The following is a 13156-nucleotide window of genomic DNA, read 5'->3' on the forward strand; positions in this document are numbered from 1 at the left end:
TTATGCCAGTACGGAGCCTGTGCAGTCCGGGCCATCTTCGCAAAGCAGTGCGCGCCAGCATTTCGGTCGTGCGCTCGCGCGCGCGTTTGCCGGCGCCGTCCTTTTCGCTTTCCCGCTTTTGATGACCATGGAGATGTGGTGGCTCGGCTTCTACCTCGACCGGGTCAGGCTGTTCCTGTTCCTGATCTTCACGCTGATCCTGCTGGTGCCGCTCTCCTACTTCGTCGGGTTCGAGCGGACCGGAGGAAGCAGCGAAGACGTTCTCGATGCGATCGTGGCTTTCGGGGTCGGAGCCGTGGCCGCCGCTGTCATGCTCGCGCTGTTCGGCATCATCGATCCGTCCATGCTCGCGACGGAGATCTTCGGAAAGATCGCCATCCAGACCGTGCCTGCCAGCATCGGTGCGATTATGGCGCGCGGTCAGCTCGGCTCCGCGCAAACCGACCAGAAGGCGAAGGAAAGGAAGGCAGGCTATGCGGGCCAGCTCTTCATCATGCTGGCGGGAGCGGTGTTCCTCACCTTCAATGTGGCGCCGACCGAGGAGATGGTGCTGATCGCCTTCAAAATGACCTATGTTCACGCGCTGGCGCTGATCCTTGTGTCGATTGGCACGCTCCACGCCTTCGTATTCGCGCTGGATTTCAAAGGCACGGAAAAGAGCCCGGATGAGATCGGCTTTCCCTGGCTACTCATAAGCCGCAGCATCGCCGGATACGGAATTGCGCTGATCGTGAGCCTTTATGTACTGTGGACGTTTGGCCGCACCGATGGTGCATCGCTGGCGCAGATCGCAATGATGACGACCGTGCTGGGCTTTCCGGCTGCATTTGGGGCCGCATCGGCCAGAGTTATTATTTAGGAGCTCGAATGGGAGCGCAAGACCAACAGCGGATCGCCCAGCGACCGGCAGTCGAATGGATCGCAGGCGGCATCGGCTTGCTGATCACCCTGGGCCTGATCGGCTTCATCGGCTGGCAAGCGCTGCAGGATCCGCCAGGCACACCGCAGATCGAGACCCGCGTGCTGAGAATCGCTCCGCAAGGCGATAGCCATCTGGTGGAAATCACCGCGTTCAACCGGGGGAATTCGACAGTTGCGGGCCTGGTTGTAGAAGGGACCTTGACGCTTCCGGGGCGCCCTTCGGAGAAGAGCAGCACGACCTTCGACTACGTCCCGGGCCATTCCCAGAGGCGCGGCGGACTGTTCTTCACAGGCAATCCTCGTGAAGGCGATCTTGAAATACACGCGAAAGGATATCAGCGGCCATAGCTACGCTGAGCCGCGGTGGCGCCGCCAAGGGGCGGGGTCCGAACCCGCTTGGCCGCCATGGATGGTGGCACGCCTGTCGGTCATGCTCTTCGCCGTGCGCAGCGGCAGCAGGCCGTTGTCGCAGATGATCGACGCCTTGCGGCTTAACAACATGAGCGCGTTGGCCATCTGGAAGGAATAGGGCCGACGACCTGCTTCGCCTGACCGCGCGAACCGCACCGACTGCGGGATCCACCGGGGCCTGGCCCAGACTCGCGTCAGCGAATGCCCATCTGCTTCCTACTTGCTCACTTGAACCAACGCAAAAAGCCCCGCTGATAGCAGCGAGGCGATAGAGCACGATCATTTAGGACATTATTGGTTGCGGGGGTTGGATTTGAACCAACGACCTTCAGGTTATGAGCCTGACGAGCTACCGGACTGCTCCACCCCGCGATACCATGTTCAGCCTTGCGGACCGCGCGGGTCCGAGGGCTGGGACCGGACGGATAGACCGTGCAGCCCCGGGCATCCGGGTTCATGAGACCGGAGCCTGGCCGTCTCCATGATCGAGAGCGATCGCGGAGACGCAAAAAAGGGCGGTCCCTGGGGACAGCCCTTAACAGCGTGAATGGGTCCCCTCATTCGTCCCGCCTGCTGCAATGCCTGGCGGCGACCTACTCTTCCAATGCTTGAGCATTAGTACCATCGGCGCTGTCCGGTTTCACGGCCGAGTTCGAGATGGGATCGGGTGGGTCACAGACGCTATGGCCACCAAGCAATGAAGCAGGCGGAACGAATGAGGGTTTTTAAATCGATGCATGCCACATCCAAAGGATGTGACGGGCGTTATCCGGCTTTCGATATCCTCCACATCGAGGACAACCTGTCTTGCGACAGGGCTGTCGATGATGGTGGGATTCATCAAGCGCGAAAAGAACTATTAGGACTGGTTAGCTTCACGCATTACTGCGCTTCCACACCCAGCCTATCAACGTCGTGGTCTACGACGGTTCGAAGATTGCTTATCTCAAGGGAGGCTTCCCGCTTAGATGCTTTCAGCGGTTATCCCGTCCATACATAGCTACCCAGCGGCACTCTTGGCAGAATGACTGGTACACCAGAGGTATGTTCACCCCGGTCCTCTCGTACTAGGGGCAACTCCTTTCAACAATCGACGCCCACGGCAGATAGGGACCAAACTGTCTCGCGACGTTCTGAACCCAGCTCACGTACCACTTTAATTGGCGAACAGCCAAACCCTTGGGACCTGCTCCAGCCCCAGGATGTGATGAGCCGACATCGAGGTGCCAAACGATTCCGTCGATATGAGCTCTTGGGAATCATCAGCCTGTTATCCCCGGCGTACCTTTTATCCGTTGAGCGATGGCCCTTCCACGAGGGACCACCGGATCACTATGACCGACTTTCGTCTCTGCTCGACTCGTCAGTCTCGCAGTCAGGCAGGCTTATGCCATTGCACTCTCGCAGACGGTTTCCAACCGTCCTGAGCCTACCATCGCGCGCCTCCGTTACTCTTTAGGAGGCGACCGCCCCAGTCAAACTACCCGCCACAGAGGGTCCTTACACCGGATAACGGTGCGAAGTTAGACATCAGAAAACAGCAGGGTGGTATTTCACCTATGGCTCCACTTGGACTGGCGCCCAAGTTTCAAAGCCTCCCACCTATGCTACACAACTCTTTCCTAATGCCACTCTGAAGCTGCAGTAAAGGTGCACGGGGTCTTTCCGTCTAACCGCGGGTACTCCGCATCTTCACGGAGAATTCAATTTCGCTGAGCATATCCTGGAGACAGTGGGGAAGTCGTTACGCCATTCGTGCAGGTCGGAACTTACCCGACAAGGAATTTCGCTACCTTAGGACCGTTATAGTTACGGCCGCCGTTTACTGGGGCTTCAATTCGGAGCTTGCACTCCTCCTCTTAACCTTCCAGCACCGGGCAGGCGTCAGACCCTATACGTCGTCTTGAAGCCGACTTAGCAGAGTCCTGTGTTTTTGATAAACAGTCGCTACCCCCTGGCCTGTGCCCCCTCCACACTGGTTGCCCAGTGAGAGGGCCTCCTTCTTCCGAAGGTACGGAGGCAATTTGCCGAGTTCCTTCAGGATACTTCTCTCAAGCGCCTTGGTATACTCTACCTGACCACCTGTGTCGGTTTCGGGTACGGTCTATATGAAGAGGCTATTTCCTGGGACCACTTGGCTGCATGCTCAATCCAATAAGAACACACAACTTCCACAATCCGTCACACATCTTCAGGCCCACGAATATTAACGTGGTTCCCATCGACTACCCCCTTCGGGCTCGTCTTAGGGGCCGGCTCACCCTGCGCCGATTAGCGTTGCGCAGGAACCCTTGGTCTTTCGGCGAAAGGGCATCTCACCCTTTTTATCGCTACTCATGTCAGCATTCGCACTTCCGATACGTCCACCGTCGGTTACCCTTCGGCTTCATCCGCTTACGGAACGCTCCGCTACCGCTTGGATCCGAAGATCCAAACCCTAAGCTTCGGTGCATCACTTTAGCCCCGTTACATCTTCGCCGCAGGAACCCTTAATTAGACCAGTGAGCTGTTACGCTTTCTTTAAAGGATGGCTGCTTCTAAGCCAACCTCCTGGTTGTTTTGGGATTCCCACATGCTTTCCCACTTAGTGATGACTTGGGGACCTTAGCTGTAGGTTAGGGCTGTTTCCCTTTTGACGACGGACCTTAGCACCCGCCGTCTGTCTGCCAGACAAGTCTCGATGGTATTCGGAGTTTGGTTAGGTTTGGTACCGCTCGCGCAGCCCTAGCCCATCCAGTGCTCTACCCCCATCGGCATACATCTGACGCTCTACCTCAATAGATTTCGCGGAGAACCAGCTATTTCCCGGCTTGATTGGCCTTTCACCCCTAAACACAACTCATCCGATAATTTTTCAACATTAAACGGTTCGGTCCTCCAGTGCGTGTTACCGCACCTTCAACCTGGTCATGCCTAGATCGCCGGGTTTCGGGTCTAATCCAACATACTCAGTCGCCCTATTCAGACTCGCTTTCGCTGCGCCTACACCTAACGGCTTAAGCTTGCATGTTAGATTAAGTCACTGACCCATTATGCAAGAGGTACGCTGTCACCCCTCAAGGAGGCTCCAACTGCTTGTAAGCATTCGGTTTCAGGTACTGTTTCACTCCCCTAATCGGGGTGCTTTTCACCTTTCCCTCACGGTACTTGTTCGCTATCGGTCATGTACGAGTATTTAGGCTTGGAGGGTGGTCCCCCCATGTTCAGACAGGATTTCACGTGTCCCGCCCTACTCGAGTCCTTTCACATCACTTTCGCATACGGGGCTGTCACCCGCTATGGCCACTCTTCCCAAAGTGTTCTGCTAATTCAATGAAAGGCACTGGCCTGGTCCGCGTTCGCTCGCCACTACTAACGGAATCTCGGTTGATGTCTTTTCCTCCGGGTACTGAGATGTTTCAGTTCCCCGGGTTCGCTTCACCAAGTCTATCTTATTCAACTTAGTGATACCTTATCCACCTCGCCCGGCCTCCCCGAAGGAAGACTGGAAGAAATGGTGAAGGTGGGTTCCCCCATTCGGAAATCGTCGGATCAAAGATTGCTCACATCTCCCCGACGCTTATCGCAGCGTGCCACGTCCTTCTTCGCCTGTACATGCCAAGGCATCCACCAAATGCTCTTACCTCACGCTTGAGAATCCACACCATCAACGACAGCCCTGCATAACGGCTGCGCGTCCTTGCGACGGCATGGAGGATTATCTCAGCCAGATAATCATTAATTGATTGTGTGATGATATCGATCGCGCGGTTCTGTGACCCGAAGGCCGCAAACCCTTGCGACGATACCGCCACGGCATCGATTTAAAAACCCATTCACAATGTCAAAGACGCAAGAGGCAAATCCTCTCACTACCGACGCCTAGGGAAAACCCTGGGCCGGATCTGTTTCGTTTCATCCTGGAGAATGTTTTGGCTGGTGGAGCCTATCGGGATCGAACCGATGACCCCCTGCTTGCAAAGCAGGTGCTCTCCCAGCTGAGCTAAGGCCCCGTAACCAAAAGAAGATGGTGGGCCTGAGTGGATTCGAACCACTGACCTCACCCTTATCAGGGGTGCGCTCTAACCAACTGAGCTACAGGCCCATCCCGTCACCAGGCAGGCCGCCATTCTTGCGAATGGCAAGCCGCGGGCGGCGTGAGCCAGCTCAGGCGCAAACACCGATCTCGCGATCGGCGTTTCTCCAGTGATGAAAGGACATGAGGACGACGGCATGTTTCTTTGAAAAGGTGCGAAGCACTTCCAGAGGCTAGCTCCGGCGCTTTCGTACCAATCCTTAGAAAGGAGGTGATCCAGCCGCAGGTTCCCCTACGGCTACCTTGTTACGACTTCACCCCAGTCGCTGAACCCACCGTGGTTGGCTGCCTCCTGCAAGCAGGTTAGCGCACCACCTTCGGGTGAATCCAACTCCCATGGTGTGACGGGCGGTGTGTACAAGGCCTGGGAACGTATTCACCGCGGCATGCTGATCCGCGATTACTAGCGATTCCGCCTTCATGGACTCGAGTTGCAGAGTCCAATCCGAACTGAGACATCTTTTGGAGATTAGCTCACACTCGCGTGATAGCTGCCCACTGTAGATGCCATTGTAGCACGTGTGTAGCCCAGCCTGTAAGGGCCATGAGGACTTGACGTCATCCCCACCTTCCTCCGGCTTATCACCGGCAGTTTCCTTAAAGTGCCCAACTGAATGATGGCAACTAAGGACGAGGGTTGCGCTCGTTGCGGGACTTAACCCAACATCTCACGACACGAGCTGACGACAGCCATGCAGCACCTGTCACTAGGTCCCCGAAGGGAAGAAATCTGTCTCCAGAAGTCGTCCTAGGATGTCAAAGGCTGGTAAGGTTCTGCGCGTTGCTTCGAATTAAACCACATGCTCCACCGCTTGTGCAGGCCCCCGTCAATTCCTTTGAGTTTTAATCTTGCGACCGTACTCCCCAGGCGGATAACTTAATGCGTTAGCTGCGCCACCCAGGCTCTAAGAGCCCGGACAGCTAGTTATCATCGTTTACGGCGTGGACTACCAGGGTATCTAATCCTGTTTGCTCCCCACGCTTTCGCACCTCAGCGTCAATAACTGTCCAGCGAGTCGCCTTCGCCACTGGTGTTCTTCCGAATATCTACGAATTTCACCTCTACACTCGGAATTCCACTCGCCTCTCCAGTATTCTAGTCTACCAGTTTCAGAGGCAGTTCCGGGGTTGAGCCCCGGGATTTCACCCCTGACTTGATAAGCCGCCTACGCGCGCTTTACGCCCAGTAATTCCGAACAACGCTAGCTCCCTCCGTATTACCGCGGCTGCTGGCACGGAGTTAGCCGGAGCTTATTCTCTGGGTACTGTCATTATCATCCCCAGTAAAAGAGCTTTACAACCCTAAGGCCTTCATCACTCACGCGGCATTGCTGGATCAGGCTTTCGCCCATTGTCCAATATTCCCCACTGCTGCCTCCCGTAGGAGTCTGGGCCGTGTCTCAGTCCCAGTGTGGCTGATCATCCTCTCAGACCAGCTATGGATCGTCGGCTTGGTAGGCCTTTACCCCACCAACTACCTAATCCAACGCGGGCCCATCTAAAGGCGATAAATCTTTGGTCCGAAGACATCATTCGGTATTAGCAGTCGTTTCCAACTGTTATCCCGAACCTAAAGGCAGGTTCCCACGCGTTACGCACCCGTGCGCCACTAGACCCGAAGGTCTCGTTCGACTTGCATGTGTTAGGCATGCCGCCAGCGTTCGTTCTGAGCCAGGATCAAACTCTCAAGTTTGTGTCATACACCAAACCGGCACGGTAAACCGCAATCCGGCAAGGCATAAGCTTCAAGGAGCCGATACCTGCACATCAAACGTAATGGATACGAATGAACATGCATCATCGCTACGCAGGCTGTGACCCGCATAGGATGTGGCAATCGGCATAGTTAAACCGGTATCCGGAGCCTTAAAACCCCCGGACCGGGCGCCGTCGCCCACATGTCCCTTCATCAAATTTCAACAATGTCAAAGAGCGCACCAACATGATAAAGCGGACAGCAATCGTATCCCCGATTTACACCGGGGGACCGGCTATCCGTTTATGTTGGCGACCAGAGCGTCGAACCCGTTTGAGTGGGCTGCTTCGCTCCGGTGAGAGGGCATATATGGGGACCTCTGAGTCGGGTCAACGGATTTTTGCAATTTTGTTTCGTGAAGCCGAAAAAACGGCAGGAATCCGCGGGCTTCAGCCTGTCCCGAAAGCGTCATGTGGGTAGCCTCCGGAGGGCTTCAAGAGGGGCAATCCAGCGACAAAGGCGGTTCTTCCGCCCGATTTCGCGGGCGAGTGGAGCCTGGTGAATCGCTCCTGCGCGTTACGGTCACGCCGAAACCGATACTCCCACCCCGTCATGCGCCTCGCTTTCCCGACGATTCGATTCTACGCCTGTGTACATGGACAGCGCCGAAGAGCGCCCGGAAGGGCCACCGCACCCCGGCAATAAGGCCCCTGGCTCGTCCGGGGCGGCCCCCGATGGCTTTGGCGTCCGGGTGCGCAATGCTCTGGCGTGGCGCTATGGCAGCCAGGTCATCGCACAGATCATCACCTGGGGTTCCACGCTCCTGGTCGTCCGGTTGCTCGATCCGAGCGACTACGGGCTGTTCGCAATGAGTCAGGTGGTGCTCGCAGCGCTGGCCTTCCTCAATGGCTGGGGCTTCGCCAATTCGCTGATCCAGCAGGACAGCATCGGCAAGCGCGATATCGGCCAGGCCTTCGCGTTGCTGCTGGTGCTCAATTTCGGGCTGGCCGCGGCGCAGATCCTGATCGCGCCCTATGCCGCGCTCTATTACGGCGAGCCGCTGGTGGCGGACATGCTCCACATCCAGGCGCTGCTCTTCCTCACCACCCCCTTCATCGCGCTGCCCAGCGCCCTGCTGTCGCGCGAGCTTTCGTTCCGCACCCAGGCGATCGCCAATATGATCGCCTCGATCGCCGGCGCGGTCACCGCGCTGGCAATGGCTTGGTACGGCTACGGTGTATGGGCGCTGGTCTGGGCACCGATCGTCGCTTTCGCGGTGCGCGCCATCGGCGTCACCATCGCGGCCTGGCCACTCGCCCTGCCGGTGTTCGATCTCAGGGGGGCGGGCGCCATGGTCAGCTACGGCGGGGCGATGACGCTGTGCCAGCTGCTGTGGATCGTCCAGAGCCAGAGCGACATCTTCATCGCCGGGCGGACCTTCGAACCCTATGACCTGGGCCTCTATGCCGAGGCGTTGTTCCTCACCCTTATCGTCACCGGCCGCTTCCTCCCGCCGCTCAACGAGGTGGCCTTTCCCGCCTATTCCGAACTCTACAAGGCCGGTCATAGCCCCGCACCCTATTTCCTGCGCTCGATGCGCAGCGTCGCGATCATCACCGGACCGATCTATATCGGCCTCGCGCTGACCGCGCCCGAGGCGATCGCCACACTGTTCGGCGAGAAATGGATGCCGATGGTGCCGATCGTCGCCGGCCTGGCATTGGTCATGCCGCTGCGCTCGCTCGAGATCATCTGCACGCCCGCGACCAACGCCACCGGCCGCGCGCGCATCTATGTCTTCACCAGCCTGGCCGGGGCCGTGCTGTTCACCACCGGCTTTCTGATCGGGGTCGAATATGGCGCGCTGGGGCTGGTCCATGCCTGGTGGGTCGCCTCGCCGCTGTTGCTCGCCTTCACGCTTGCGCTGACCCTGCCCGTGGTCGAGGTCTCGGTATGGGAGTGGTTCAAGTCGATCTGGCCCGCGATCGTCGGCTGCGCGGCAATGGCCGCCGCGGTGATCGCGTTGCGGGAAATCCTGCCCGTGTGGCCCGCTCCGCTCAGGCTGGCGGCGCTGGGCGCGGCGGGCGCGGCGACCTATGCGGCGGTGATCTGGCTTGGCTGGCGCAGCGTGATCCACGACAGCTGGGCGATGATCAGGCGGCGGCCCGCATCCGCGCCAGAGCCCGGCGGTCGAATTCAAACCACAGCGGGCTGAGCCGCGGCCGCAGCCGGGGCAGCCATTCGGGATAGAGCTCGGCCATCCGCTGCGGGAGCGCCGCGGGACCTTCGCTCTGCATCAGCGCGCTGATGATCCGGTTCTGGAAATGGCGCACCGAGTAGTTGACCATCCGGCGCGCCTGCGACCTCAAGCCACGCGGCGTCAGCGCAGTCGGCTCGCACAGGAAGCCGCCTTTGTCGCAGGGCACCACCGCATCCTCGCGGCGATCGGCGTCGCGGCCGAGATCATTGTTGGCCAGGGCCGCGATCAGGCTGTCGTCGCCGACCAGATCCTCGGGCAGCCGTATCCCGCTGGCGCGCAGCCGCGCGGCGAACCCGCCGCTGAGCGCGTAGCAATCGCCGAACAGCCCGTGTTCCTCTGCCAGCATTTGTCGGTAATGCGCCGCCCGGCGCCCGTTGCGCGGCATGCCCGCCGCCGCATTGGCGCGCGGGTTGTCGCGCAGGCAGCGCACCAGGCTCTGGACGGTCCCGGGTAGCAATTGCGCATCGCCATCGACGAAGACATAGCTCGCCGCCTCGGGCGCCTCGTCGAGCATGAACCGGTTCCAGCTGCGCGCCTTGCCGCCGTGGGCATATTCGACCAGCCGGACCCCGCGATCCGTATAGCCGCGCACGATCTCGCTCGTCGCATCGGTGCTGCCATTGACCACCACCGCGATCGCAATCCCCGGCTCGCCAAGCGGCAGGCTGTCGAGACACAGCGCGATCCGGCGCTCCTCGTTATGCGCGAGCACCGCGATCTGGGTCGTCATGGAAAGCTGGCTCGCATCATGGTGGCGCGGATCTACCAGCGCATCGCCCCGCGGCAAAGAAGGTTCGCAAAGCCCGCTTCGCCGTTTTTTGGCCATTGGTGCATGATCTAACCCGCCCATTGGAGAGGCGTCATGGCGCGCAGAACGATCAGGTGCGGAGCGCTGGCGGCCGCGCTCCTGCTGTCGATGGCGAATCCGACCCCTTCGGTGGCGGGGCCGTTGGCGAATTCCGCTCTCGCCGAAGCGCAGCAATCCACGCCGGCATCGACCCTTCCCGACGCCATGACCCTGATCGAGGACTTCGCCGTCGACCTCGATCGCTATCTGCGGATGACGGTCCCGGTCACGATCGGCGGGGTGGGGCCGTTCCGCTTTCTGATCGACACCGGGGCGCAGGCCACGGTGGTGACCGATCGCGTGACCGACCGGGTGCCTCTGGTCCCGTCCGGGCGGGCACTGCTCGTGGCGATGGGCAGCAGCCGCATGGTCGAGACCATCGATCTGGACGGTCTCGAATTCGCCAACCGGGGGTTCGACGGGCTGAACGCCCCGCTGCTTGAGGCCCGCCACGTCGGGGCCGACGGCATCCTCGGGCTCGACAGCCTGCAGACCTTGAGGGTGCTGATGGATTTCCGCGAGGATCGGATCTCGGTCGCCGAGGCCCACACCGCGCCGTCGACCGGCTACGAGATCGTCGTCCGCGCCCGGCGCAAACTGGGGCATATGATCATTACCGATGCCCGGATCGACGGGGTGCGCACCGCGATCATAATCGATACCGGAGCGGCCAATTCGCACGGCAACGCCGCCTTGCGCCATCGGCTCCGCGCCAGGCACCGGGACCAACTGCTCACCACCGACGTCCACGGCTTCGAACTGCGCAGCGATCTGGCTTTTGCCGAAACCATCCGCATCGGCGGGCTGACGATGGGGATGGTCCCAATCGGCTATGCGGACAGCCCGGTGTTCGCCCAGCTCGGCCTGGCCGACAGACCCGCCCTGATCCTGGGAATGCAGAACCTGCGCGCGTTCGACCGGGTCGCAATCGATTTCGCGGACCGCCGAATCCTGTTCGACCTGCCCGATTCGGCGCGGGCGACGGCCACGACCAGACAGATATTCCAGCCCTCGCGGATCGGCACCTGAGCAGCGCTCGGTGGTCCCGGCCGTTCGCGCGCCGCTTGTGCATGGCGCCAAGCCGCCCCAAATGAACGGTGCATGCCTCCCGACACGATAAATTCCAGCACCCCCCGCGACGCCGAGAGCTGGGCCACGCTGCGGCGCTTCCTTCCCTACCTGTGGCCCCGCGGCAATCCGCAGCTGCGGGTGCGGATTGCGATCGCGCTGCTGCTGGTGCTGCTCGCCAAGGGCGTGATGCTCGCCCTTCCCTTCGCCTACAAGGGCGCGGTCGATGCCATGTCGACGCCAGCCAACGAGGCGGTGATGGTCGCGCTGGCGCTGGTGCTGGCCTATGGGCTGGGGCGCTTCTCCGCGACCGTATTCGACAATCTGCGCAACATCGTCTTCGAGCGCGTCGGGCAGGAAGCGACTCGCAATCTGGCGGTCGACGTGTTCCAGCGGCTCCACCGCCTGTCGCTGCGTTTCCACCTCTCGCGCCGTACCGGCGAGGTCACCAAGATCATCGAGCGCGGGACCAAGAGCATCGATTCCATGCTCTATTTCCTGCTGTTCAACATCGCCCCGACCTTCATCGAGCTGATCGCGGTGGGGCTGATCTTCTATTTCAACTTCGGCCTCGGCCTGGTGGCCGCGACCGCGCTGGCGGTGGTGGCCTATATCCTCGTCACCCAGCGGATCACCGAATGGCGCACCGATCTGCGCCGCGAGATGAACGATCTCGACGGCACCGCGCTGTCGCGCGCGGTCGACTCGCTGCTGAACTACGAGACGGTCAAATATTTCGGCGCCGAACACCGCGAGGAGGAGCGCTACTCGCGCGCCGCGCACGCCTATTCCGAGGCGGCGATCAAGTCCGACACCTCGCTCGGCCTGCTCAACATCACCCAGGCGCTGATCACCAACGCGCTGATGGCGGGCGCGATGGCCTATACCGTCTGGGGCTGGAGCCGGGGCGATCTGACCGTCGGCGATCTGGTCTTCGTGAACACCTATCTGCTCCAGCTCTTCCGCCCGCTCGACCTGCTCGGCGTGGTCTATCGCACGATCCGCCAGGGGCTGGTCGACATGGCGCAGATGTTCCACCTGATGGACACCGGGGTCGAGGTCGAGGACGTCCCCGGCGCCCCGGCGCTGGTGGTCGGCCGCCCTTCGGTCACCTTCGACAATGTCGTGTTCGGCTATGATGCGGATCGCACCATCCTCCACGGGCTCAGCTTCGAAGTGCCCGCCGGGACCACGCTGGCCATCGTCGGCCCCTCGGGCGCGGGCAAGAGCACGATCGCGCGGCTGCTGTTCCGCTTCTACGATCCGCACAGCGGGCGCATCCTGATCGACGGGCAGGATATCGCTCACGTCCGGCAGGACAGCCTGCGCGCGAATATCGGCATCGTCCCGCAGGACACCGTTCTGTTCAACGACACCGTGGGCTACAACATCGCCTACGGCCAGGAGGGCGCGACCCCCGAGCAAATCGAGCAGGCGGCGCGCGATGCCGCGATCCTGCCCTTCATCGAGCGCCTGCCCGCAGGCTTCGACACCGAGGTCGGCGAGCGCGGTCTCAAGCTCTCGGGGGGCGAGAAGCAGCGCGTCGCCATCGCCCGCACCCTGCTCAAGAACCCGCCCATCGTGGTGCTCGACGAGGCGACCAGCGCGCTCGATTCGCGCACCGAGCAGGACATCCTGCAAACGCTGCAGCGGGTCTCTCAAGGCCGCACCACGCTGGCGATCGCGCACCGCCTCTCGACCATCGCCTCGGCCGACCGGATCATCGTGCTCGACGAGGGCCGCGTGTCCGAAACCGGGTCGCATGCCGAATTGCTGCGGCACGACGGGCTCTATACCGAGATGTGGCGGCGTCAGGCGTCGGAGCGTCGTCCCGAGGCCGTAACCGCCGATTGATCGCTGCCGCCGATAGCCTGGACG

The 13156-nt window shown here is 60.6% G+C and carries 7 protein-coding genes, 3 tRNA genes and 3 rRNA genes; 5 read left to right on the forward strand and 8 right to left on the reverse strand.

Translation table 11 applies throughout. The features are described from left to right. The first annotated feature begins 121 nt into the window (after positions 1 to 121). Both ACQ5J0_RS03125 and ACQ5J0_RS03130 read left to right on the forward strand, forming a co-directional pair. Positions 122 to 859 (forward strand): TIGR02587 family membrane protein, encoded by a 738-nt coding sequence (locus tag ACQ5J0_RS03125; protein ID WP_462569068.1) that lies wholly within the window; start codon positions 122 to 124, stop codon positions 857 to 859. A gap of 8 nt (positions 860 to 867) precedes the next feature. After that, entirely contained in the window at positions 868 to 1269 is a 402-nt protein-coding gene (locus tag ACQ5J0_RS03130; RefSeq protein ID WP_462569069.1) for a hypothetical protein, read from the forward strand. On the opposite strand, the gene ACQ5J0_RS03135 is transcribed toward ACQ5J0_RS03130, so the two are convergent. From ACQ5J0_RS03135 to ACQ5J0_RS03165, 7 genes are all read right to left on the reverse strand, one after another. Beyond that, on the reverse strand, positions 1270 to 1437 hold the full coding sequence (locus ACQ5J0_RS03135; protein ID WP_462569070.1) for a hypothetical protein: 168 nt from the start codon (positions 1435 to 1437) through the stop codon (positions 1270 to 1272). It lies immediately after the preceding gene. A gap of 190 nt (positions 1438 to 1627) precedes the next feature. Continuing rightward, positions 1628 to 1704: transfer RNA gene (locus tag ACQ5J0_RS03140), tRNA-Met, on the reverse strand. A gap of 208 nt (positions 1705 to 1912) precedes the next feature. Further along, positions 1913 to 2027 (reverse strand): 5S ribosomal RNA (gene rrf, locus ACQ5J0_RS03145). A 144-nt stretch (positions 2028 to 2171) separates the two neighbouring features. Next, positions 2172 to 4965: ribosomal RNA gene (locus tag ACQ5J0_RS03150) — 23S ribosomal RNA — on the reverse strand. A gap of 283 nt (positions 4966 to 5248) precedes the next feature. Further along, a tRNA-Ala gene (locus ACQ5J0_RS03155) sits at positions 5249 to 5324 on the reverse strand. A 15-nt stretch (positions 5325 to 5339) separates the two neighbouring features. Further along, positions 5340 to 5416, reverse strand: a tRNA-Ile gene (locus ACQ5J0_RS03160). A gap of 195 nt (positions 5417 to 5611) precedes the next feature. Beyond that, positions 5612 to 7100 (reverse strand): 16S ribosomal RNA (locus tag ACQ5J0_RS03165). The 16S, 23S and 5S rRNA genes sit together here with 3 tRNA genes alongside, the layout of an rRNA operon. A gap of 658 nt (positions 7101 to 7758) precedes the next feature. On the opposite strand from ACQ5J0_RS03165, the gene ACQ5J0_RS03170 reads away from it, so the two are divergent. Further along, a complete protein-coding gene (locus ACQ5J0_RS03170) occupies positions 7759 to 9318 on the forward strand; it encodes a lipopolysaccharide biosynthesis protein (protein WP_462569071.1) in 1560 nt (519 codons plus the stop codon). Here the strand turns inward: ACQ5J0_RS03170 and ACQ5J0_RS03175 are convergent. Further along, positions 9257 to 10093, reverse strand: a complete 837-nt coding sequence (locus tag ACQ5J0_RS03175) for a glycosyltransferase (RefSeq protein ID WP_462569072.1) — start codon at positions 10091 to 10093, stop codon at positions 9257 to 9259. The genes ACQ5J0_RS03170 and ACQ5J0_RS03175 overlap by 62 nt on opposite strands. A gap of 132 nt (positions 10094 to 10225) precedes the next feature. On the opposite strand from ACQ5J0_RS03175, the gene ACQ5J0_RS03180 reads away from it, so the two are divergent. Both ACQ5J0_RS03180 and ACQ5J0_RS03185 read left to right on the forward strand, forming a co-directional pair. Continuing rightward, positions 10226 to 11239, forward strand: coding sequence for a retropepsin-like aspartic protease (locus ACQ5J0_RS03180; protein WP_462569073.1), 1014 nt, complete (start codon positions 10226 to 10228; stop codon positions 11237 to 11239). 72 nt (positions 11240 to 11311) lie between these two features. Further along, positions 11312 to 13132 (forward strand): ABCB family ABC transporter ATP-binding protein/permease, encoded by a 1821-nt coding sequence (locus ACQ5J0_RS03185; protein ID WP_462569074.1) that lies wholly within the window; start codon positions 11312 to 11314, stop codon positions 13130 to 13132. Positions 13133 to 13156 lie beyond the last annotated feature (24 nt).

This window comes from Qipengyuania sp. SM2512 (assembly GCF_054954005.1).

Excerpts from the sequence above, each read along its gene's own strand:
- ACQ5J0_RS03125 (WP_462569068.1), top strand. The coding sequence starts at position 122 with ATGACCATGGAGATGTGGTGGCTCGGCTTCTACCTCGACCGGGTCAGG.
- ACQ5J0_RS03130 (WP_462569069.1), top strand. The coding sequence starts at position 868 with ATGGGAGCGCAAGACCAACAGCGGATCGCCCAGCGACCGGCAGTCGAA.
- ACQ5J0_RS03135 (WP_462569070.1), bottom strand. The coding sequence starts at position 1,437 with ATGGCCAACGCGCTCATGTTGTTAAGCCGCAAGGCGTCGATCATCTGC.
- ACQ5J0_RS03170 (WP_462569071.1), top strand. The coding sequence starts at position 7,759 with ATGGACAGCGCCGAAGAGCGCCCGGAAGGGCCACCGCACCCCGGCAAT.
- ACQ5J0_RS03175 (WP_462569072.1), bottom strand. The coding sequence starts at position 10,093 with ATGACGACCCAGATCGCGGTGCTCGCGCATAACGAGGAGCGCCGGATC.
- ACQ5J0_RS03180 (WP_462569073.1), top strand. The coding sequence starts at position 10,226 with ATGGCGCGCAGAACGATCAGGTGCGGAGCGCTGGCGGCCGCGCTCCTG.
- ACQ5J0_RS03185 (WP_462569074.1), top strand. The coding sequence starts at position 11,312 with ATGCCTCCCGACACGATAAATTCCAGCACCCCCCGCGACGCCGAGAGC.